Origin of the sequence: Primorskyibacter sedentarius (assembly GCF_004342065.1) — a bacterium.
In the GTDB taxonomy this organism is placed as follows: domain Bacteria; phylum Pseudomonadota; class Alphaproteobacteria; order Rhodobacterales; family Rhodobacteraceae; genus Primorskyibacter; species Primorskyibacter sedentarius.
The window spans coordinates 1-20339 of the sequence record NZ_SLZU01000010.1; the positions used below are offsets into that span (position 1 = coordinate 1).

23 protein-coding genes and 1 riboswitch are annotated in these 20339 nt (G+C 61.8%); of the genes, 7 read left to right on the forward strand and 16 right to left on the reverse strand.

All coding sequences use genetic code 11. The features are described from left to right. Window positions 1-399 precede the first annotated feature (399 nt). Together EDD52_RS13665 and EDD52_RS13670 are read right to left on the reverse strand one after the other, a co-directional pair. Complete coding sequence (locus EDD52_RS13665; RefSeq protein ID WP_132245885.1) at window positions 400-1011, reverse strand: hypothetical protein; 612 nt, start codon at window positions 1009-1011, stop codon at window positions 400-402. A 537-nt stretch (window positions 1012-1548) separates the two neighbouring features. Further along, entirely contained in the window at window positions 1549-2463 is a 915-nt protein-coding gene (locus EDD52_RS13670; RefSeq protein ID WP_132245887.1) for a LysR family transcriptional regulator, read from the reverse strand. Between the two features lie 120 nt (window positions 2464-2583). On the opposite strand from EDD52_RS13670, the gene EDD52_RS13675 reads away from it, so the two are divergent. Further along, window positions 2584-2856, forward strand: a complete 273-nt coding sequence (locus EDD52_RS13675) for a hypothetical protein (RefSeq protein ID WP_132245889.1) — start codon at window positions 2584-2586, stop codon at window positions 2854-2856. A 462-nt stretch (window positions 2857-3318) separates the two neighbouring features. Here EDD52_RS13675 and EDD52_RS13680 read toward each other — a convergent pair whose 3' ends face one another. Together EDD52_RS13680 and EDD52_RS13685 are read right to left on the reverse strand one after the other, a co-directional pair. Continuing rightward, window positions 3319-3918, reverse strand: coding sequence for a LysE family translocator (locus EDD52_RS13680; protein WP_132245891.1), 600 nt, complete (start codon window positions 3916-3918; stop codon window positions 3319-3321). A 63-nt stretch (window positions 3919-3981) separates the two neighbouring features. Then, entirely contained in the window at window positions 3982-4569 is a 588-nt protein-coding gene (locus EDD52_RS13685) for a cysteine hydrolase family protein (protein WP_132245893.1), read from the reverse strand. A 93-nt stretch (window positions 4570-4662) separates the two neighbouring features. Here EDD52_RS13685 and EDD52_RS13690 point away from each other — a divergent pair, with 93 nt between their 5' ends. Beyond that, the gene (locus EDD52_RS13690) at window positions 4663-5571 is read left to right on the forward strand and encodes a GlxA family transcriptional regulator (protein WP_243651942.1); all 909 of its coding nucleotides are present in this window, start codon (window positions 4663-4665) and stop codon (window positions 5569-5571) included. A 28-nt stretch (window positions 5572-5599) separates the two neighbouring features. Here the strand turns inward: EDD52_RS13690 and EDD52_RS13695 are convergent, their stop codons facing one another. Continuing rightward, window positions 5600-5917, reverse strand: coding sequence for a hypothetical protein (locus tag EDD52_RS13695; RefSeq protein ID WP_132245897.1), 318 nt, complete (start codon window positions 5915-5917; stop codon window positions 5600-5602). 242 nt (window positions 5918-6159) lie between these two features. Between EDD52_RS13695 and EDD52_RS13705 the strand changes: the two genes are divergently transcribed. From EDD52_RS13705 to EDD52_RS13725, 5 genes are all read left to right on the forward strand, one after another. After that, window positions 6160-6564, forward strand: a complete 405-nt coding sequence (locus EDD52_RS13705) for a hypothetical protein (protein ID WP_132245901.1) — start codon at window positions 6160-6162, stop codon at window positions 6562-6564. Window positions 6565-6582: 18 nt separating this feature from the next. Beyond that, window positions 6583-6789, forward strand: coding sequence for a hypothetical protein (locus EDD52_RS13710; RefSeq protein WP_132245903.1), 207 nt, complete (start codon window positions 6583-6585; stop codon window positions 6787-6789). Window positions 6790-7438: 649 nt separating this feature from the next. Continuing rightward, the gene (ihfB, locus tag EDD52_RS13715; RefSeq protein WP_132245905.1) at window positions 7439-7720 is read left to right on the forward strand and encodes an integration host factor subunit beta; all 282 of its coding nucleotides are present in this window, start codon (window positions 7439-7441) and stop codon (window positions 7718-7720) included. Window positions 7721-7724: 4 nt separating this feature from the next. Continuing rightward, window positions 7725-8075: a lipopolysaccharide assembly protein LapA domain-containing protein gene (locus EDD52_RS13720; protein WP_132245907.1), complete on the forward strand. Its 351-nt coding sequence runs from the start codon at window positions 7725-7727 to the stop codon at window positions 8073-8075. A 10-nt stretch (window positions 8076-8085) separates the two neighbouring features. Further along, window positions 8086-8730 (forward strand): phosphoribosylanthranilate isomerase, encoded by a 645-nt coding sequence (locus tag EDD52_RS13725; protein ID WP_132245909.1) that lies wholly within the window; start codon window positions 8086-8088, stop codon window positions 8728-8730. Between the two features lies 1 nt (window position 8731). Here the strand turns inward: EDD52_RS13725 and EDD52_RS13730 are convergent, their stop codons facing one another. The 11 genes from EDD52_RS13730 to miaB form a co-directional block, all read right to left on the reverse strand. Further along, window positions 8732-9349 (reverse strand): (d)CMP kinase, encoded by a 618-nt coding sequence (locus EDD52_RS13730; protein ID WP_132245911.1) that lies wholly within the window; start codon window positions 9347-9349, stop codon window positions 8732-8734. An 83-nt stretch (window positions 9350-9432) separates the two neighbouring features. Next, window positions 9433-10785, reverse strand: a complete 1353-nt coding sequence (aroA, locus tag EDD52_RS13735; protein WP_132245913.1) for a 3-phosphoshikimate 1-carboxyvinyltransferase — start codon at window positions 10783-10785, stop codon at window positions 9433-9435. An 86-nt stretch (window positions 10786-10871) separates the two neighbouring features. After that, on the reverse strand, window positions 10872-11600 hold the full coding sequence (gene trmB, locus EDD52_RS13740; RefSeq protein ID WP_132245915.1) for a tRNA (guanosine(46)-N7)-methyltransferase TrmB: 729 nt from the start codon (window positions 11598-11600) through the stop codon (window positions 10872-10874). Window positions 11601-11645: 45 nt separating this feature from the next. Beyond that, window positions 11646-12524 carry a DUF1353 domain-containing protein gene (locus tag EDD52_RS13745; RefSeq protein ID WP_132245917.1) on the reverse strand — a complete coding sequence of 293 codons (879 nt, stop codon included), beginning with the start codon at window positions 12522-12524 and terminating at the stop codon, window positions 11646-11648. 197 nt (window positions 12525-12721) lie between these two features. Further along, window positions 12722-13888: a methionine adenosyltransferase gene (gene metK / locus EDD52_RS13750; RefSeq protein WP_132245919.1), complete on the reverse strand. Its 1167-nt coding sequence runs from the start codon at window positions 13886-13888 to the stop codon at window positions 12722-12724. A gap of 6 nt (window positions 13889-13894) precedes the next feature. Continuing rightward, window positions 13895-13942: riboswitch (SAM-SAH riboswitch) on the reverse strand. A gap of 39 nt (window positions 13943-13981) precedes the next feature. Next, window positions 13982-15472: an apolipoprotein N-acyltransferase gene (gene lnt / locus EDD52_RS13755; protein WP_243651943.1), complete on the reverse strand. Its 1491-nt coding sequence runs from the start codon at window positions 15470-15472 to the stop codon at window positions 13982-13984. Then, window positions 15465-16394 (reverse strand): transporter associated domain-containing protein, encoded by a 930-nt coding sequence (locus tag EDD52_RS13760; RefSeq protein ID WP_132245921.1) that lies wholly within the window; start codon window positions 16392-16394, stop codon window positions 15465-15467. Before EDD52_RS13760 ends, lnt begins: the two co-directional genes overlap by 8 nt. A 23-nt stretch (window positions 16395-16417) precedes the next feature. After that, window positions 16418-16924, reverse strand: coding sequence for an rRNA maturation RNase YbeY (gene ybeY / locus EDD52_RS13765; RefSeq protein ID WP_132245923.1), 507 nt, complete (start codon window positions 16922-16924; stop codon window positions 16418-16420). 48 nt (window positions 16925-16972) lie between these two features. Beyond that, window positions 16973-17956: a PhoH family protein gene (locus EDD52_RS13770; RefSeq protein WP_132245925.1), complete on the reverse strand. Its 984-nt coding sequence runs from the start codon at window positions 17954-17956 to the stop codon at window positions 16973-16975. Between the two features lie 190 nt (window positions 17957-18146). Then, window positions 18147-18878, reverse strand: coding sequence for an outer membrane protein (locus tag EDD52_RS13775; protein ID WP_132245927.1), 732 nt, complete (start codon window positions 18876-18878; stop codon window positions 18147-18149). A gap of 137 nt (window positions 18879-19015) precedes the next feature. Beyond that, window positions 19016-20326, reverse strand: coding sequence for a tRNA (N6-isopentenyl adenosine(37)-C2)-methylthiotransferase MiaB (gene miaB / locus EDD52_RS13780; RefSeq protein WP_132245929.1), 1311 nt, complete (start codon window positions 20324-20326; stop codon window positions 19016-19018). Window positions 20327-20339: the final 13 nt, after the last annotated feature.

Sequence of the window (20339 nt, forward strand, 5' to 3'; positions counted from 1 at the left end):
CCCTCGCCGCATACGACGTCGTTATCCACGTCAGTAACGACGTCGTATAAGATCTACTAAGCGAATGCGGCAGGTGGTCCAAATCGGGCGGTTACTATGCAGGAGCCATCCACACACGACATTCGCCATTCTGCAGAAACCACGTAGGTAAGGGCTCTCCCTCCTCCTTCGCTGCGCGGGTCAGGAGTGGCCGCTTCGGGAAGCGCAACCGTTCGCTGTGCAGTGCTCGAACTGGTCCGGCGCGGGTTTTGCAGCCGTCTCTGGTGAACGACTAATGTCCGCTCTTGGAAGATGATACGTGTAACGGATCAGCAACCCAGATCTTCCGAAGCCTTGACTCTCACCGTCTTAAATTTCCGATAGGTCCTGTGAGGATGGACACCAGTTACTGTACCGGTCTCAGCCAGTCTTACCTCCTAGACCGAACAGAAATTTCAGCCCACCCACGAGGGCCATAAAAATTGAAAAGGCGCAGAGCACCAGAAGACCCCCACCAAGCGCCGGAAACACCGGCCAGAAAAGGATTATCGACATGCCGCGCCGTCCTGGCACACTAGATTCTGGGACCTCAACGAACCCGATCAGGAAGAAGATCGTAATGACCACGAGCAGCGGAATCACGGAATGCAATGTCAGACGATTAACTCTGCGACAGTGGCCCGGTGCCACGACCGTTCTCCAGTAGCCAATTCCATTCATTACCAGAAAGGTCGGCAAGATCACCAGGCCAGCAGTAAGCGTAGCCGTATGGGCCCCTTGCGAGGCTTTGTCCTGCTCCTCAAAAAAGGCTATTCGACCCGCAGCCAGGGGGAAAACCTCTGACACGCGCGCGGCATCGATCAGCGTTCCGTCCAGGTTCTTCCACGCCATGAAATAGCACAGGGCAATTGCCGCGCCGAAGGCGAACAACGTGAACCAATGCGAAAACTGTTCGTAAGCCTCGGTTTCGTTATGAGGAGCAGGCGCTGCATCCTTGACTTCAGCCACATAGGCGTCCCACTTTTCGCTCATTCAATCAGGCTCGGAGCGTATCGTACATGCGCGCCTAGGGTGGCTTGGGGCCAATATTCAACTGTAAGCGCCCCCACGACACCAGGGAGTGCGCCCCGGTTTTCCGGTGTCATTAAAATGTCCCCCGAGTTTAATAACCAGTGAGAAAAATGATTAGAGAATAATGTTTGTCGATCAACCCATTTGTAAAAAATGGGTATTACGACAAATGCTTAAACAGACCCGTCACGCTCCGAAATGGGCACCGTCTTCGCCTTGGTAATCAGGGCCGCGCTCAGCCCCCTCTACCGGTCCAAATTTGGGCAGAAAACTCCAAACGGATGATTTCCAGTACTCGTCCTTATACCAGCCGTTCGGGCACATCGCAGCATCGGTAACTCTGGGCTCTCTTTCGGCTTTCGCTGCGCGGTTCAGGAGTGGCAGCTTCGGGAAGCACAACCGTTCGCTGCGCAATGCTCGAACTGGCAGGACGCGGGACAAAGCTGCCTAAGAGTTTGGAAGAGCCAATGGCGGCTTTTCTCGTTTCGCGTGTAAGGATCACCTGAGACCGAAACCGTATTCCGTTGCCCAAATCTGATCCATCATAAAATCTATGAAAAGATGCGCGAGGCCATCTTGCGGACTATTCGTGGGATAGATCGCGTAAACGTCGATCGGGCGTAGCTTCACATGCGGCAGCACGTGGACAAGGCGCCCAGAGCGGAAATCATCTGCGACGAGCGGATTGGTTTCGATCATGAACCCCAGCCCTTCATCAACAAATTTTCGCGCCATCGTAAAGTTGCAGCACGTGACTACTGTCTTTGGTACCCGATCTGGGTCTGTCCCGTCTGCCAACGTTGCGAATGCAGACCAAGGCACCGGCAGGCTTTGTATCCAGTCCCATTCGGCCAAGTCGTTCATGGATTGGGGGGTGGGTCGGCCCTGCACATATGACGGTGCCGCGAAGACGCTGAACTTAACGTTACCCAACTTGCGCGCTTTGTAACTGCTGTCGTCGAGGTCGCCCGCGCGGCCCCGGATCGCGACATCAATGTTCGACCCTTCCAAAGGGATCGCACGGTCTTCAAGCTGAATGGACAGATGCACATCCGGATAGGATTGGGCAAACCGGGCAAAAGTTTCGACGTAAGGGCTGTGGGAAAACGGGGTCGACGCAGCGATGGTCAGTGTTCCCGTCGGGTGCGACGCACGTCGCTGAACCGCCGAAAGCCCGTCTATAGCCGCTGCGGTCATACGTTGACTAGCCGCCAAAAGCGCTACGCCTGCGTCGGTCAAGGACATGCGGCGGGTCGAGCGATACAGCAGCGGTGTACCGAGGTCTTCCTCAAGCTTTGAGATGTGGTGACTGATTACTGATGGTGAGAGGCTCAGCTTTTTCGCCGCCTGCCGGAACGATCCAAGTTCCGCCACTGTCTGAAAGATCGCCATCGTTCTGAGTTGATCAATCATTGTTCGATCCTATAAAATTATGAACCGCATAATGCCTATATACTCACATAATTTTGTGTGTGCCAACATTCAGGGCATCGGGCAACTGCCCGGTATCTCTGATGATTGAAAGGACACATCATGGCACTGCTCGTATCTGTAACCCGCGTCTCTCACATCCCCGTGGGACCTGAACTCGAAGAATTTCACGCCGCACACAAAGAGCTTTTTGGAGATGCCGCCGGTAAGTTAATTTTCCTGCGGGACCCGAATGATGCCAATCAGGCGGCCGTCGTTGGCGAGGTCCACGACCTTGAAAAAATGCGTGCCATCAGCCGAACGCCGGAGGGTGATGCGATGATGCGTAAGTTCGGTTTCGTCGAGCAACTGAGCTACTTCTTGGAGGACGATTAGGAGATGTGGTTCCGGCGGCCAAAACGTTCGTTCAGTAAGCACACAAACTCAGAAGCTAACGGATCGGCGCATGATCGGTTCGAGCAGAAGCTGCAGGAGTTGTTTATTGCGCAGCAGCATTTTTGCATATTTCCGGCCTGATGGTTTGGATGTCTCTCAAGGCCAATCAAAGCGCGCGATGAGCAGCGAAGTGTCGACACCGTCGACAGCCACTTTTCGACCAGAAGTCCAAGCGGACATTCATTCATCGCGCAGCATCCGACAACATGGGCTCTCCCTCCTCCTTCGCCGCGCGGTTCAGGAGTGGCAGCTTCGGGAAGCGCAGCCGTTCACTGCGCAGTGCTCGAACTGGTACGGCGCGGGACGAAGTTGGGTTTCGCTGCGCCATGCTCGAAGGTCGGTCTTGGCCGAGCCTGTCCTGTTGGACGTTGCAGGTCTTGAGACGTCGAGATGTCGGGACTTTCAGCCGAAAGCCATCCACACAGCGACGGCAGCGAGGACCGCGCCGAAGGTCCGGTTGATCCACCTCGCACTTTGTTCTTCGCGAAACTGTTTGGCCAATCGGTCGCCAGCCGCCGTCCATGCCAGAAACGCGAGGAGGTTGTTCAGCGTGAAGACCGTCGTGACGACAAGCACGAGTTGCCATTCCGAAGTGCCGTCCGCATCCGCGACGAATTGCGTGAACATCAAGGCGATGATGAGATAGGCTTTTGGATTGAACAATAACAGCATAACCCCGGTGCCGAAACCGGCAGGTGCCGCCTCCGCCGCTTCATCGTGTGCACCGCTGCGGAACAGGCTCCAGGCCAGCCATAGCACGTAGAGGCTTCCGAACAGTTTCAACGCATGGAAGGCGCCGGGATGTGTCGTGAAGGCGGCCAGCGCGCCGAAGCCGATCGCCGCCGTCACGAGCCATGTGGCGACGTGATAGCCGAAATTGGCAGGCAGGGTCGCTTTCATCCCGAAGCGGGCACCATTGGCCGCGAAGAACATGTTTCCCGGGCCTGGGCTGTAGGCCAGCGGAAAGAGGAAGGCGATAAGGGCTGCGATGGTTGTCGTCATGTCAGTTCCTCCGATGGCGGTTCCCGCAATGGTGAGCGGACTTATGTGGCGATACAGCCCGGTTCATGCGGATTGCAGTGCGGTCTGTCCGTTTCCGGCAGCGCGGCTGCCTTCGATGTCGTCGGTCGTCACGACCTTGCCGTAGCTCGCTGCCAAGGGGGCCATGATCGCGGCGTGGACATGTGATGACGGTACCGAAACACTGCCGTAACTGACCGACGCGGCGGCGCAGGCATCGCCGACCACAGTTACGGCGAAGCCCATGTCGGCCGCCGCGCGGGCAGTGGCATCCACGCACATCTGGCTCATGGCACCGCAGAGGATCAGGTGTTCGATCCCCACCGCGCGCAGTGCCTGTTCCAGACCGGTCCCGATGAAGGCGTTGGGGCGGATCTTTTCGATTATCGTCTCGCCGGGATCTGGCCGCACGGTCTCATGGATTTCGCTGCCCAGGGTCCCCGGGCGGAAGAAAGGTGCTTCGGCCGAACCTGCAATGTGACGGATATGAAGGACGGGCTCTCGGCGGGCCCGCGCGGCGACGAGAAGACGCGCGGCATTGGCGGCGGCGACGTCCATGCCGTCGAGGGCCATCAGGCCACAGTCGAAATAGTCCTTCTGGATGTCGATCAGGATCAGGGCTGTCTTGGTCATATCTGTGTTCTCCTTTTCTCCAGTTTACGCGTTCCACCCTTCGCTCTACGATTGGCGCTGATGACAATCACTGTGCCGGATACGCCAAATCGGGTGAAGATCGCCCTCCTCGCCTATGAAGGCGCGCAAATGTCCGCGGTGCTTGGCCTCGGTGACATCCTGACCGTCGCAAACCGCTATGCGGAAGAAGTCGGTATGGGCCGGGTGGAATACGCTGTCCTTCAGCCCGGCGATCTCGATGGCGAGACGGAGTTCGATGCCGTTGTCCTGCCGCCCAATCTGACCGGCGGTAGGGGCGATACGGACCAGAGCATCCATCGCTGGATCGCAGACCGACATGGTGACGGTGCGATCCTGTGCTCGGCCTGCGCCGGCGCGTTCTGGCTGGGCCATGCAGGTGCGCTGGACGGCCGTCCCGTGACAACCCATTGGGCGCTGGAGGCCGAGTTCCGCGCCGCCTTTCCGCGCGCGGACCTGCATCCGGAACATCTGCTGATTGACGACCACGACATCGTCACCACGGGCGGCGTGATGGCCTGGGTCGATCTGGGGCTGTTCCTGGTGCGCCGATGGCTAGGACCGGACGTCGTCTCGCGCACCTGCCGCCATATGCTGATTGACCCCCAGGGGCGCGAGCAGCGCAACTATCGCAGTTTCCGACCGCGCATGGATCACGGCGACGACCCGATTCGGGCCCTCCAGCACTGGATGGAGGAAAACGCCGCCTTTGACCTCACGCTGTCAGCGTTGGCAACCGGGACCGGCATGACCGAACGCACTTTGCAGCGCCGCTTTGCCCAGGCAACGGGTCTGCCGGTGAGCCGCTATGTCCAGGAACTGCGTATCGAGAAGGCGCGGGGGTATCTGGAACGGACGGCGATGCCGGTGAGCGACATCTGCTGGGCGGTCGGTTACACCGACGCCTCGGCCTTCAGTCGCCTCTTCCGCTCGATCTGCGGCGTGAGCGCCAGCGAATACAGACGACGGTTTGCCGTTACATGACTCTCGCAGCCTCGCACTCAGTTGTATGCTATCGGAGCACCGCCACGGGCAGGTCCATATCCGAACGAACAATCGTGCTGTGGACAATCCGTGATCCGGCGAAGCGGCCATTAAAGCAAACCGCAGCATTGGTCAAAATGGGCTCTCCTTCCTCCTTCGCTGCGCGGTTCAGGAGTGGCAGCTTCGGGAAGCGCAACCGTTCGCTGCGCAATGCTCGAACAGGCAGGACGCGGGACTTTTCGGTCGTTCGTTTTTCGCACTTCGCTGACGCAGCATCTGTCCGCACGTCCGGCATACTTGACGCTGCGTTGTAGCCGATATCGCCATAGGGGTCATTCAAGACCAAGATGAAGCTCCGCTCTCAGACCTCTTTTACGCTTCATGGCCGATGGCTTCCTCTATCTGAGCTTTGCCGTGGTCACGCCGGAATTGACGGCAAGATTCGAAGCGGGATTTCGGCTCGAAACTGTGGGAGAATGGCGGTGCGGCCCAGATTTCAATGTTGCGGATGTAATTTCCCCGTTCAATGATCCGGGCAATTTCGTAGAGCAGTTCTACCAGAGCTTGAAGGTGAAGAGCGCCCAATAGATGAACTACTTCATTCCCGAACAAGATATCACGCACAAACGCGCGTTCGACATATTCGCCATGAAGCAAACCGCCGACGGAACGGTGACCGACACAAATTGGCGGTTTTCCAAGGCGACATTCGACCCCGACGGGCGCGTCGACCAAGTCACGCGAGCCGCGATGGATAACATGGTTTTTGCGGTTGGTCGAACAACCGATTTACCGGGCATCTTGTGGACAAAGTCAGAGCGCGATCCGCTCCGGTTTGCCGTGCGTTCGGACAAGGTGGATGCTTTTCGCGCCCTTGATCCAGAGGGCATGGAATTCATCCCTTTGGGCACGATGTGGGACCGCACAGCCGAGACGTTTTTCGACACACCGAACTTCTGCGTTGTCAACGTGTTGCGGCGGGCCGACGGCTGAAATGCCAACGAGATGACCATGACGCCGTACCCTTTTCGGGGAAACCAGGATGACATCTTCTGGACTAGGACGGCGCCTGGATACCTGAAGAAGGAAAACCTCGGCGATCTCCCGATGTATCAGGACATCAAAACGCGAGAATTGATCATCAACGAAGACGCCCGCGCTGTCTTTGAAGATTGCAACGCGCCTTCGTTGTTCTTCACTTCACTGAACTTCGCCTGAAGGCCCAAAGGGTCGCACCGGTTGACGTTTTGACCTTTCAGAGTTGAGGGCCCGCATGCCTTTGGCCTGAGCCTAAGTGATGGCGCAAGTTCTACCAGTGACGACAATCAGGCAGGATCATCAACCGCTGGAAACCCTCCGTCCGCCGATCCGGCAGCGACCCAACACCTGAACGACCACTTCCGCCGCTGCATAGCGGCACTGCGAACGGAGCACCTGCGGCATTCGTCGCCCTGCAAACGCGCGCAGCACGAAAATCCAAAGTGCAAGATGGGCTCATACCGGCAGGTGGAGCTGCGGGCCTTGCGGTCTGGGCGGGGCTGGTTTTGGCGCTCGTGGCGCTTTGGGGTCTGGCTGGGAGCGCGCCGGTGGGTCGGCTCGTCGGGGCATCTTGTGGGTGCGATCCGGCTGCGGGCAGGCGCGGGACGAGGGGCGAATCATCGTCCGGCCTGCGGGCCGGAAGATGCGCGGGGTGGGGAGTCGTTTGCGCGGCAAGGGCCAGCGCACCCCACGTCAACCCCCGACGCAGGCGCCTTGTGACAATAATTCCACCTCCAAGGCCCGGATATCATTTCCGTTTTGCGCGTTTGATCCTATAGTTGCCTTCATAAATGAGAACCATGGGACATGCCCGGGGGGGGCAATATTCATGATCCGGTCGGAGTTAATCCAGAAGATTGCAGACGATAACCCGCATCTCTACCAGCGCGATGTCGAGCGGATCGTGAACACGATCTTCGAAGAGATTACCAACGCGATGGCCCGAGGCGACCGCGTTGAACTGCGCGGCTTTGGCGCCTTTTCCGTCAAGAAGCGGGATGCGAGGGTAGGACGAAATCCGCGTACCGGCGAGTCGGTCGAGGTCGAAGAGAAACATGTTCCCTTCTTCAAGACCGGCAAGCTGCTGCGCGACAGGCTGAACGGAAAGTAACCTTATGCGCTATATTCGCTATGCCTTCCTGGGCGCTTTGGCTGTCATTCTGATCGCGGTGGCGCTGGCCAACCGGGGTCTGGTGACGCTGCGGCTTTTGCCTGCCGAACTGGCAGAGTTTCTGGGGCTGACGCAGACCATCGATCTGCCGCTCTTTCTGGTTATCTTTGGCGGCATTGCGGCCGGTCTGCTGATCGGTTTCGTTTGGGAATGGCTGCGCGAACACAAGGTCCGCGCCGAGGCCAGCCGCAAGCAGAGCGAAGTCAAGAAGCTGGAGCGGGAGCTGCGCCGGGTCAAAGGCCAGCGCGATGAGGGCAAGGACGAGGTTCTTGCCATCCTTGACGAGGCGAGCTGAGCGTCAGCCCGTGTCCGACATCCGAATCAAGATATGTGGGCTCGGCAGCGAGACCGACATTGAGGCCGTGTCCCGTGCGGGTGCGGCCTATGCCGGGTTCGTTTTCTTCCCCAAATCCCCCCGCAACCTGACGATCCCGCGGGCGCGGGAACTGGCGCTGCTGACGCCGCCGGGTGTTGCCAAGGTTGCCCTGGTGGTAAATGCCAATGATGCGCTGCTGGACGAGATCACGGGCGCGGTTCCGCTCGACATGTTACAGCTTCATGGCAGTGAAAGCCCCGAGCGTGTGCAGGAGATCCGGGCGCGCTATGGTTTACCGGTGATGAAGGCCGTGGGTGTCGGCTCCGCGGAGGATTTGCCCGCGCTGGAGCGTTATGGCCGCGTGGCCGACCAGTTGCTGGTTGATGCCAAGCCGCCCAAAGGGGCCGATTTGCCGGGAGGCAACGGGCTGGCCTTTGATTGGCGGCTGATTACCGGGCGGCGCTGGCCGGTGCCGTGGATGCTGGCAGGCGGGCTGACGCCAGACAACGTGGCACTGGCCGTGCAGATGACGGGGGCGCGGCAGGTGGATGTCTCCTCGGGCGTGGAAAGCGCACCGGGCGTCAAAGATGCAGGCAAGATCGCCGCCTTCGCAGAGGCGCTGCGCGCGCGGTAGGTCAGCCCCGCACGGCGCCTTTTTCGACAACCGCCGCAATGGCCGCCGCGACGGCATCCTCGATCGTCAAATCGGATGTGTCGATCAGCACGGCATCCTCGGCCGGTTTCATTGGGGCTGCGGCGCGATCCATGTCGCGGGCGTCCCGTTCGCGCACATCCGCCAGCACGGTGTCAAAGCTGGTCTCGACACCTTTTTCCCTCAGCTCGCGAAAGCGACGTTCGGCGCGCACTTCGGCGCTGGCGGTGACAAACAGTTTGGCCTCGGCATCGGGGCAGATCACCGTGCCGATGTCGCGCCCGTCCAGAACGGCGCCCCCATCGCGGCGGGCAAAGGCGTGCTGAAAGTCGACAAGGGCCGCACGCACCTCGGGTATGACGGCGACACGGCTCGCTGCCTGTGCCACCTCTGGACTGCGCAGGTCAGTGGCGTCAAGATCCCTGGCCATCAGCGAGGTTGCCGCCTCCAGCGGGTCTACCCCGTCCAGCATCCGCCGCCCGACGGCACGGTACAGCAGCCCGGTATCAAGATGCGCATAGCCGAAATGCGCGGCCACGGCCTTGGAGATCGTGCCCTTGCCGGCTGCGGCTGGCCCGTCGATTGCGATGGTGAATGCCATTCTGAGGCCCTTCCGTTCCCTGCCCGTGCCGCAGGTTATCCCAAGCGGCGCGCCGCTGCGCAAGCGCCGCGCTTGGCTGATGGTTAGCGGTTGGAGCGGTGAACCTGCGCGCCAAGCCCGGTCATGAGCGGCTCGAAGATCGGGAAGGAGGTAGCAATCGGGCCGCCATCATCGACGCGCACCGGATTTTCTGCCCCCAGCCCCATCACGAGGAAGGCCATCGCGATGCGGTGGTCAAGATGGCTTTGCACCTCTGCGCCGCCGGGCACGCTGCCGGGGCCCTTGCCGTCCACGGCGTACCAGTCTTCGCCCTCTTCCACCTGCACGCCATTGGCGACCAGCCCCGCGACCATGGCCGAGATCCGGTCGCTTTCCTTGACGCGCAATTCCTTGACGCCGGCCATCATCGTGCGGCCCGTGGCAAAGGACGCGACGACCGACAGGACGGGATATTCGTCGATCATGCTTGCGGCGCGGTCTTCGGGCACCTCGATACCCTTCATGTCAGGCGAGTAGCGCGCGCGCAGATCGGCCACCGGCTCGCCGCCCTCTTCCCGCGCGTTCTCGTAGGTCAGGTTGGCACCCATGTCGCGCAGCGTGGTGAAAAGCCCCGCGCGTGTGGGGTTAAGCCCGATATTGGGCACCAGCACGTCCGACCCTTCGGTGATCAGCGCGGCACAGACCGGGAACGCGGCAGAGGATGGATCGCGCGGGACCACGATGTCCTGTGGTTTCAGCTCTGGCTGGCCAGTCAGGGTGATGACGCGGCCTTCGTCCGTGAGTTCGGTGGTGATCTCGGCGCCGAAGCCTGCCAGCATCCGTTCGGTATGATCGCGGGTGGCTTCTTTCTCGATCACGACGGTCTTGCCGGGTGCGTTGAGGCCCGCCAGCAGAACAGCGGATTTGACCTGCGCCGACGGGACGGGCGTGGCGTAGCGCACCGGAACCGGGTCTGCCGCCCCCACGATGGTCATCGGCAGGCGCCCGCCAGAACGGCCCACCGACTTTGTCCCGAACAGCGCCAGCGGGTCGGTCACCCGCGCCATGGGACGCGAATTGAGGCTGGCATCGCCGGTGAAGGTGGCAGTGATCGGTGTCGTGGCCATAGCCCCCATGATCAGGCGCACGCCGGTGCCGGAATTGCCGCAATCGATCACGTTCTCAGGTTCGGCAAAGCCGCCGACGCCCACGCCCTGCACGCGCCAGTTGCCGCCGCCCAGATCCTCGACCTCTGCCCCGAAGGCACGCATGGCTTTGCCGGTATCCAGCACGTCCTGCCCTTCGAGAAGGCCGGTGATGCGCGTCTCGCCCACGGCCATTGCGCCAAGGATCAGCGACCGGTGAGAGATCGATTTGTCCCCCGGCACATGCGCCTCGCCCTTCAGGGGGCCGGACTTGCGGGAGGTCATCGGGATCGGGGCGCCATGTGCGGACATCTGTGGACCTTTGGATAAACGTGGTGGTGCCCCGCCTGATAGCGCAAGCGCGTGGGGGCGTAAATCGGCCTTCGGGGGGCCGCGCTTCAGCCCTGCCGCCGGAAGGTCAGGTAATGGGGCACGCGGCCTTCGCGCAGGGCCTTTTTCTCGTAGCGCGTGGGGATCCAGTCCTCCCACGGTTCACGCCAGTCCTGCGGGCCTTCGGCCTGCCAGTCAAAGCCGTGGCGCGGCACCTGCTCCAGCGTCTGGCGGACATAGTCGGGAATATCGGTCGCCACGCGGAAAATCGCGCCGGGTTTCAGCACGCGGGCCAGCGGGGCCAGGTGGTCGGGCGTCACGAAGCGGCGGCGATGGTGGCGCTTTTTCGGCCAGGGATCGGGGTAAAGCAGGAAGGCGCGGTCGATGGACGCCTCTGGCAGCACGTCGAACAGGTCGCGCGCATCGCCGGGATGGACGCGCAGGTTTGTGGCGCCTGCCTCGCGGATCTTGCCCAGAAGCATGGCGACGCCGTTGATGTAAGGCTCGCAGCCGATGATGCCGACATCCGGGTTCCGCACGGCCTGATGGACCATGTGTTCACCGCCGCCAAAGCCGACCTCCAGCCAGACCGGGGCATCGCCGAAAATCGTAGGCAGATCCAGAGGGTCACGGTCCGGGTTGACGTCCCAGCCAACCGCGCCGGGCGAGAGCGCGTCGAGATCCTCTTGCAGATAGGCCTCTTGGCTGGGCCGCAGGGATTTGCCCTTGAAACGGCCGTAGAAATTGCGCCACGGGGCGCCAGAGGGGTGCGTGTCACGCCTGTCCTGTCCAGTCATGGGCAGAGCGTCTAGCGTGCCGCGCGCCCCAGCGCAATGGCGCCGTCAGCTATCGGTGACAACAACGACGGGTTCGGATGGAAACTGGTCTTTTCCATAGGACCCTTCGCTAAACCCGTCGTCACCCTCGTTCCCCTGCTGGGAGCCGCCACCCTCGCCGCCCGTATCAGGCGTTTCCGGGTCGGGCACGTCCTTGTCAACGGTGCGGCGCGGGCCGGTATCGTCGTCCTCATTAGGCGGGGTCCAGGTCTCTATCAGCTTCTTTTCCAGCCCTTCGATGAAATCGATAAGTTCCGGGAGGGTGGGGTTTTTCGCGTCGATGAAGGCCATCGTGTCCAGCAGCGCCTGACGGAGATAGGCATCGGGAACGAAGTCGAGGTTGCGGCCGGGATTGTTCCAGCGCGGACCGCCAAGGTAGACGGCGGCGAACATCACCTTGGCGCGGTGTTCGGGCGTGCCACCGACGCGGAGCGCGTCATAGAACATCCGGTGGACATCCTGCCAGGGGGCAGAGTGGTATTCGTCCAGAAATTCGTTGCCGATGCCGCAATAAGCGTCATGCACCGCAGCCGCATTGACGAATTCCTGCGAGGTGGGCGAGCCCACGATGGGCACGAAAATCCACGGGATGGAGGCGCCATCGGTCAGCGTCCGCTGGGGCGCGATCCAGCGGCGCCGGTTGAGGTCGATGAATTCCAGCCGCTCGGCCGTCGGGTAGAACGGGGCGATGCGCGAGGGGATGTTCACCTTTTGCTGTTCCAGCTTCACCGGGCTGTTGACGAAGACGCATCCGTCGGGCGACGGGCCTTCGCAGTGGCGGGCGGCCAGAACCTGGCGTGTGTCGAATTCCTCGGGCGAGGTGCCGATTGGCGCGCAGCCGGACATAGCTGTGCAAAGCGCAATAGTCGAAATAAGTTTGTACATAAGAGATACCAAATTAATCGTTGATCAGATGCGGCAGGATAGGCCTGCCCGCGTGCGGCGATCAACCCCGAAGCCCGGACAGCCACGGTTTGCGCCCTGAAGTCCTGGCGTCAGCCCTTTTTGCGGGCGCGCCCCGGTGATATCAGCCGGGGAATGCCGCCTGCCCCGGCATGCGGGACAGGCCTATTTCAGCCGTCTCAGGCGTATTTCTTCAGCGCCTCGGCAAGATCCGTGCGTTCCCAGCTGAACCCGCCGTCTTCTTCCGGTGCGCGCCCGAAATGGCCGTAGGCCGCAGTGCGCTGATAGATCGGACGATCCAGTTGCAGATGTTCGCGGATGCCGCGCGGGCTGAGATCCATGACCTGGGGGATCGCCGCTTCGATGGCGGCCGGTTCGATAAGGCCGGTGCCGTGGGTGTCGGCATAGATCGACAGGGGCTTGGCCACGCCAATGGCATAGCTGAGCTGGATGGTGCAGCGTTCCGCCATGCCTGCAGCGACCACGTTCTTGGCCAGATAGCGCGCGGCATAGGCGGCGGAGCGGTCCACCTTGGTCGGATCCTTGCCCGAGAAGGCACCGCCCCCATGCGGGGCGGCCCCGCCATAGGTGTCCACGATGATCTTGCGGCCAGTCAGGCCCGCGTCACCATCCGGCCCGCCAATCACGAAAGTGCCCGTCGGGTTGACCCACCATTCAGTCTCTTCGGTGATCCAGTCGGCGGGCAGAACCTCGCGGATATAGGGCTCTACAATCGCGCGGATATCATCAGAGGACTGGTCTTCGCTTTCATGCTGGGTGGACAGCACGATCGAGGTCACCCCCACCGGCTTGCCGTTCTCATAGCGGACGGACAGCTGGGATTTCGCATCGGGGCGAAGCGTCGGCTCTTTGCCGGATTTGCGGACCTCGGCCAGACGGCGCAGAATCGCTTGCGCATATTGGATGGGGGCCGGCATCAGTTCCGGCGTCTCGGTTGTGGCGTAGCCGAACATGATGCCCTGATCGCCGGCACCGTCCTGATCGACGCCCTGCGCGATATGGGCGGATTGTTCGTGCAGGAAGTTCAGGACGTGGCAGGTGTTCCAGTGGAACTTCTCCTGCTCGTAGCCGATATCCTTGATGCAGTCGCGGGCGATCTGGCCGATACGGCCCATGTAGTTTTTCAGCAGCTCCTGGTCGGACAGGCCGACCTCGCCCCCGATCACCACAAGCCCGGAGGTCGCAAAGGTTTCACAGGCGACGCGCGCATTCGGCTCTTCCGCCAGAAGCGCATCCAGAACCGCATCGGAAATCCGATCGCAGACCTTGTCGGGGTGGCCTTCCGAGACGGACTCGGAGGTGAAAGTATAGTTCGATCGGGACATGGGAAGTGCTCCATTGATGTCTGCCGTCACGCCAGGAAGCCGTTGTGACGGGATTTTTCATTTGCGCCGGGATACGCCTGCTCGAAGATGCGGTCAATCTGAATCGCGGCGCGCCTGCCACAATGACGCGGCGGCCATCAGGGCAAGCAGCACCAGCACAGGCAGATCACCGTAGCGGGCATAAAGCGTGGGCGGCAGCGCGGCGGGCAGCGCGGCGTCAAGATACCCCGCCTTGCCCAGACCAAGGCTCGCCACCATGTTGCCGCGCGCGTCAAAGACCGCCGACACCCCGGTATTGGCCGAGCGCAGAAGCGGCAGCCCCTGCTCTATCGCGCGGAACCGGGCCTGTGCCAGATGCTGGTAGGGGCCGGAATACTGGCCGAACCACGCATCATTGGTCAGTTGCAGCAGAAAGCGGGGGCGGTCGGTGCCGCGCAGATCCTGCGGAAAGACGGCCTCGTAGCAGATCAGCGGCAAGGCGCGGCCCAGAGGGCCAAGATCCAGAAGCTGTGGCCCCGGCCCCGCGCCATAGCCGCCATCAGCACGCTGCGCCAACGCCTCTATCCCCAAGCTGCGGAAAAAGCCGGGCAGCGGCATGTATTCGCCAAAGGGCACGAGGTGGTGCTTGTCGTAGATCTGCGAGACGGTCCCGTCACCCTCCAGCACGATGGCGGAGTTGTACCACGTGAAATCCTGTTCGCGTTGCAGGCCAAGGACAACAGGCACCGGGCCCGCAGCGTCCGAAATGATCGCCAGTGCCTCGTCCGCGTGGTTGAGCAAGGTTGGCAGGGCGGTTTCCGACCAGACAATCAGGTCCGGGCGCGGGCCTGCGGCGGTATAGTCGACCTGACGGCGGAAGAAGACCGGGACTTTCTGGGGATCCCATTTTTCATGCTGTGGCGCGTTGGGCTGGATCAGCCGGATGACGGGCGCATCGGTCGTCTGCGGCAGGTCCGTGGCGATCCACGCGCCGCCTGCGATCAGTGCTGCGCTCAGCCCCGCAGCAGAGAGCACGGGCAACACACGCAGCTGCGCCAGCAGGGCCGCTACCACGAAAAGCAGCGCGGTCAGACCGTAGACACCCAAGACAGAGGCCCATTGCGCGGCAGGCACCGCCCCCCAGGCATAGCCCGGCAGCCCCCAGGGGAAGCCGGTCAGGACCGTGCCGCGCGCCATCTCTGCCAACGCCCAAAGCGGAACGAGCAGCCAGACCCCACCGCGCAGGCGATGCGCCAGCCAGAAGGGCAGCGCCCAGAACAGCGCCAGACCGCCCGCCATTCCGACCAGCGCAATGGGCGCCATCCACCCGTCGCGGGCGGCATCGACCATGAAGGGTTCAGGGATCCAGCTGAGGGCCAGCGCGAAATACCCGGTGCCGAAGGCCCAGCCGATCCACGCGGCAGAGCGCGCGGAGCGGGCCCGTGCGAACAGGAAGAAGGCCCCGGCCACGCCAAACACCGCCATGACCAACAGATCCCACGGTGCCTGGCCAAGTGCCGCGCCCGCGCCCAGCAAGCCCGCGAGCGGCACTTGCCACGTCCCGCGGGACCGCCAGGCGGCCACCGGCGCGAGGATCTTAGCCACTTGCGGCCTGTTGCGACGCGGCAGCGGCAGGGCTGGTCTTGGCCGACGTCACACCGGGAAGGCGCACGCGCAGGCGCTTGATACGGCGCGGGTCGGCATCGACCACTTCGAATTCCGTGCCGGACGGGTGTTGCACCATCTCGCCGCGCGCCGGAACATGGCCTGCCAGCACGAAAACCAGCCCGCCCAGCGTGTCGATCTCCTCGGCGTCGATATCCTCGCCATTGGTCAGTTGCAGTTCGATCTCTTCCTCGAACTCCTCCAGCGGGGTCTTGGCCAGCGCAAGATAGCAGCCCGGCGTTTCGCGGGTCCAGTTCTGGCCCTCGTCAATGTCGTGCTCGTCTTCGATCTCGCCCACGACCTGTTCGATCAGATCCTCGATCGTCACCAACCCGTCGACACCGCCATATTCGTCGATCACCAGCGCCATATGCCTGCGCTCTGTCTGCATCTTGGTCAGCAGCACGCCGAGCGGCATGGAGGGCGGCACGAACAAAAGCGGCCGCAGCATCGCGTGCAGATCGAAAGAGGCGCTGTTGCCGTTGAACCCGTGGCTGAGCGCGAAATCCTTCAGATGCACCATGCCCACGGGCGTATCCAGCGTGCCGGAAAAGGCCGGCAGGCGGGTCATGCCGCTGTCGCGGAAGACCTGCACAAGGTCCGCTTTCTCGATCGTGTCGGGAACGGCGATGATCTCTGCCTTGGGGATCATCACATCCTCAACCCGCATCCTGCGCAGGTTGATCAGGCCATGGGCCAGTTGGAACGTGCCGTGTGTAGGATCAGGGTCAGGCGTGTCATCGCCCCCCTCCGTGGGGCTGAGCGCCCCGATGATACGCCGGAAGAATCCCTCCGGCCTGTCCTGTTGATCTTCGTCCTGCGCGCCCTGCGCTGCGTTAGAAGAGCCTTCGTTGTCGTCCATCATTCCTATCCAGAGGCGAGCCGTCAGGCCCGGTCATCTTCCCTATATGGGTCAGGCAACCCCATGCTGCCAAGTATCTCGCGTTCCAGTGATTCCATCAACGTGGCGTCACGGTCACGCTCGTGGTCATACCCCAACAGATGCAAAACGCCATGAACGATCAGATGCGTCACATGATCGCTGAGCGGTTTTCCCGCCTCGGACGCCTCTCGGACGCAGGTGTCATAGGCGATGGCGATGTCGCCCAATTCCGGGTCGGGATCGGTGTCCGGCGCTTCGGGCGTGCCACCGTCGTCCTGGGCGCCGCGTTCTTCCGATGGCCAGCTGAGCACATTGGTTGGCTGCGGTTTGCCCCGGAAATCGGCGTTAAGCACGGCAATGCGGGCGTCATCCGTCGCCAGCAGAGCGATCTCGAACTCCGAGGCGTCCAGCGCCAGCCGGTCGAGCGTGGCTTTGGCCGATGCCTCGGCCAGCGCGGCAAGCCCAAGCGCCTGCCAGCGGTCATCCTCGATTATCGTGTCGGTCAGCATCACGTGTTCCATCCGGCGGGGCAGAGAGCACCGTTCCCGGTGCCCCCACTAACCCTGAGTGTCGCCCTCATAGGCCCTGATGATCGCCGCGACCAGCGGGTGGCGCACAACATCCGCAGACGTGAAGTAGTTGAACCCGATCTTGGGGATCGTCGTCAGCAGCCGTTCGGCATCTGCCAGACCGGATGGCATGCCGCGCGGCAGGTCAACCTGCGTGCGGTCGCCGGTGATCACCATGCGGCTGCCCTCGCCCAGACGGGTCAGGAACATCTTCATCTGCATGGTCGTGGCATTCTGCGCCTCGTCCAGCACCACGAAGGCATTCGACAGCGTCCGCCCGCGCATGAAGGCCAGCGGCGCGATTTCGACGGTCTTTTCCTCCATCATCTTCGCCAGCTGCTTGCCGGGAAGAAAATCGTTCAGCGCGTCGTAAAGCGGCTGCATGTAGGGATCGACCTTGTCCTTCATGTCGCCGGGCAGATAGCCCAGCTTCTCGCCCGCCTCCACCGCGGGGCGCGACAGGATGATGCGATCAACCTCGCCCGAGATGAACATGTTCACCCCCACGGCCACGGCAAGATAGGTCTTGCCGGTGCCCGCGGGCCCGATGCCAAAGGCAAGCTCGTTGGCAAAGAGCGAGCGCACATAAGCCTTCTGCGCGTCCGTGCGCGGCTCGACCAGCTTCTTGCGGGTCTTGATCTCGACCTTGCCGCCCGAGAACATCTCCATCTGCGCGTCTGCATCCGGGGTGGTTTCGTCCGGGGCGCCCATGCGGAATTCGCGGTCGATATCGCCGGGATCGACAGAGCGCCCGGCCTCCAGCCGCTGATAAAGCGCATGCAGCACTTCGCGCGCCTCGACCTGGGCATCCCCGTCGCCAAGAATGGCCAACTGGTTGCCCCGGCGCAGAATCTGGACATTCAACCGTTTTTCGATGTCTGCAAGGTTGCGGTCGTATTCACCGCAAAGGTCGATCAGTAACCGATTGTCGGGAAATTCAACGAGGACTTCCGTCAATGTGCCTGTATCCACGCACTTCTCCTGCACTGCGAGTCACCTTGATGGTGCCAACACCTTGTGCTCTGTGCAAGTCAAACACGCAAAATGTGATGTTTTTGACAGGAATATGACGCGCATTTGGGCGAGGACCTGCGCAGCACCCGCGCGGGCGTGCTGCAAACCGCCGACAGGGCAGGCCCCGTCGGCAGCGATGCGTCAGCGATCAGAAGCTGTAATTCAGGCCGATGCTGAAATTCTGGAATTTCGGGGTCGCCGATGTGACTGCACCGGCGCTGTCGGTCAGCTTGGTGCTGCCGAATTCCATGAACTCCCACTCTGCTGTCACCGAAAGCGGGTCGGACAGCTTGTGTTCCACGCCGAGGCCGACGATGTAGCCGCCCAGATCGGTGTTGGTATCAAGATCGATCACTTCAGCCCCGGTGGCCCCGGCGACTTCGTAGTCGAACTCTGCCCGCGCATAGCCGAGAATGCCGTAGAAGAGCGTTTCGCGCGACGGGGTTGTGCCGCCGACCTTGAAGCGCATGCCCCAAAGATTGTCGAGCTTGCTGGACGCCTCGTAGCCGTTCTTGTCGAAGGAATCTTCAAGATTGCCGCGCTCGTAGCTCAGCTCTCCCCCGAAGACGACAGAGGTGTTGCGATAGGCCTTTTCACGGCGCCAGCCCATGCGCAGGCCGTAAAGCCCGCCATCCATTGCCAGCGTGCCCGGCGACGCAATCAACAGACCCGCCGCAGACCGGTGCCCGACCTCGTCATCGCCCGCGAACCCGAACCCAAGCCGCGCGCCCGCATAGTAACCTTCCCAGCCGGAGCTGGAGACCATTGGCTGCGGATCAACTTGCGGGGTATCCAGGCTGCCAGCGTTGGCCGCGCCTGCAAAACCCACCAGCATGAAAAGCGCTGCGCCGGCCTGTTTAATTTTGAAATCCACTGACATCTGAAAACTCCCGGTCAATACCCACCACGGATCTTGGAATAGGTCAATTCCTGACCCAAAGTGAAGTATGGCCGCGCGAAAGCCACGATTTCTGTCGGGACGGGCGCGGAACTGTTTTCAGACGTTGCGTCGCTGCATCAGTTTCCCACAAGCTCGCCCGCCAGCGAGTTCGTAACCGACGCGGTAATGCGCACCCGGCGCATTTCGCCCACCGCCGCATCGGTGGTGACATGGACAGAGTGCAGGTATTCGGATTTGCCGACCATCTGTCCGGGCATCCGGCCGGGTTTCTCGAAAAGCACATTGACCTCGCGGCCGACCATCTCGTCCTGCAACTGTCTTTGCTGCTGTGACAGCAACGCCTGAAGCCGCTGAAGGCGGTCGTCCTTTTCGGCCTCGGACACTTGCGGGCGCTCCGCGGCGGGGGTGCCGGGACGCGTGGAATATTTGAACGAATAGGCAGAGCCGTAGCGCACGGCCCTGATGAGATCGAGCGTGGCCTGAAAATCCTCTTCGGTCTCTTCCGGGAAGCCCACGATGAAATCGCCCGACAGGTGAATGTCGGGGCGCACGGCACGCAAACGCTCGATCACGCGCAGATAGCTTTCGGCAGTGTGGCTGCGGTTCATCCGCTTGAGGATCTTGTCGGACCCGGCCTGTACCGGCAGATGCAGGTAGGGCATCAGTTTCGGGCAATCGCCATGCGCATCGATCAGCGCGTCGTCCATGTCATTGGGATGGCTGGTGGTGAAGCGGATCCGCTCCAGCCCGTCAATGTCGTTCAGCGCCCAGATCAGCCCGGCAAGACCGCCATCATGCCCGTGATAGGCGTTGACGTTCTGGCCCAGCAGGGTGATCTCTCGCACGCCGCGTTCGACCAGATCGCGCGCCTCTGTCAGAACGCGATCCGATGGGCGGCTGACCTCTGCCCCGCGCGTATAGGGCACCACGCAAAAGGCGCAGAACTTGTCGCAGCCTTCCTGCACGGTCAGAAAGGCCGTCGGGCCGCGCGCCGCCTTGGGGCGGGCGATCAGCTTGTCGAACTTGCCTTCCTCGGGGAAATCGGTGTCGAGCGCCTTTTGCCCCTCGCGGGTCTTCGCCTCCATCTCTGGCAGGCGGTGATAGCTTTGCGGTCCGACGACAAGATCCACCATCGGCTGGCGGCGCATGATCTCTTCGCCCTCGGCCTGCGCGACACAGCCCGCCACGCCGATCTTCAGATCCGGCTTCGCGGCCTTCAGCCCCTTGTAGCGGCCAAGTTCGGAATAGACCTTTTCCGCCGCCTTTTCGCGGATGTGACAGGTGTTGAGCAGGATCATGTCCGCATCATCAGCCGTCTGGGTCTGCACATAGCCCTGCCCGCCCATGGCCTCTGCCATGCGCTCGCTGTCATAGACATTCATTTGGCAGCCATAGGTCTTGATGAACAGTTTCTTGGGCGCGGTCATGGCACACTCCTCA

What these genes read in the sequence shown, in the direction of transcription:
- EDD52_RS13705 (WP_132245901.1), top strand. Translation starts at nt 6,160, where the DNA reads ATGAACTACTTCATTCCCGAACAAGATATCACGCACAAACGCGCGTTC.
- EDD52_RS13710 (WP_132245903.1), top strand. Translation starts at nt 6,583, where the DNA reads ATGACGCCGTACCCTTTTCGGGGAAACCAGGATGACATCTTCTGGACT.
- EDD52_RS13745 (WP_132245917.1), bottom strand. Translation starts at nt 12,524, where the DNA reads ATGTACAAACTTATTTCGACTATTGCGCTTTGCACAGCTATGTCCGGC.
- trmB (WP_132245915.1), bottom strand. Translation starts at nt 11,600, where the DNA reads ATGACTGGACAGGACAGGCGTGACACGCACCCCTCTGGCGCCCCGTGG.
- ihfB (WP_132245905.1), top strand. Translation starts at nt 7,439, where the DNA reads ATGATCCGGTCGGAGTTAATCCAGAAGATTGCAGACGATAACCCGCAT.
- EDD52_RS13665 (WP_132245885.1), bottom strand. Translation starts at nt 1,011, where the DNA reads ATGAGCGAAAAGTGGGACGCCTATGTGGCTGAAGTCAAGGATGCAGCG.
- ybeY (WP_132245923.1), bottom strand. Translation starts at nt 16,924, where the DNA reads ATGCTGACCGACACGATAATCGAGGATGACCGCTGGCAGGCGCTTGGG.
- aroA (WP_132245913.1), bottom strand. Translation starts at nt 10,785, where the DNA reads ATGTCCGCACATGGCGCCCCGATCCCGATGACCTCCCGCAAGTCCGGC.
- miaB (WP_132245929.1), bottom strand. Translation starts at nt 20,326, where the DNA reads ATGACCGCGCCCAAGAAACTGTTCATCAAGACCTATGGCTGCCAAATG.
- EDD52_RS13775 (WP_132245927.1), bottom strand. Translation starts at nt 18,878, where the DNA reads ATGTCAGTGGATTTCAAAATTAAACAGGCCGGCGCAGCGCTTTTCATG.
- EDD52_RS13675 (WP_132245889.1), top strand. Translation starts at nt 2,584, where the DNA reads ATGGCACTGCTCGTATCTGTAACCCGCGTCTCTCACATCCCCGTGGGA.
- EDD52_RS13730 (WP_132245911.1), bottom strand. Translation starts at nt 9,349, where the DNA reads ATGGCATTCACCATCGCAATCGACGGGCCAGCCGCAGCCGGCAAGGGC.
- metK (WP_132245919.1), bottom strand. Translation starts at nt 13,888, where the DNA reads ATGTCCCGATCGAACTATACTTTCACCTCCGAGTCCGTCTCGGAAGGC.
- EDD52_RS13760 (WP_132245921.1), bottom strand. Translation starts at nt 16,394, where the DNA reads ATGGACGACAACGAAGGCTCTTCTAACGCAGCGCAGGGCGCGCAGGAC.
- EDD52_RS13670 (WP_132245887.1), bottom strand. Translation starts at nt 2,463, where the DNA reads ATGATTGATCAACTCAGAACGATGGCGATCTTTCAGACAGTGGCGGAA.
- EDD52_RS13680 (WP_132245891.1), bottom strand. Translation starts at nt 3,918, where the DNA reads ATGACGACAACCATCGCAGCCCTTATCGCCTTCCTCTTTCCGCTGGCC.
- EDD52_RS13720 (WP_132245907.1), top strand. Translation starts at nt 7,725, where the DNA reads ATGCGCTATATTCGCTATGCCTTCCTGGGCGCTTTGGCTGTCATTCTG.
- EDD52_RS13685 (WP_132245893.1), bottom strand. Translation starts at nt 4,569, where the DNA reads ATGACCAAGACAGCCCTGATCCTGATCGACATCCAGAAGGACTATTTC.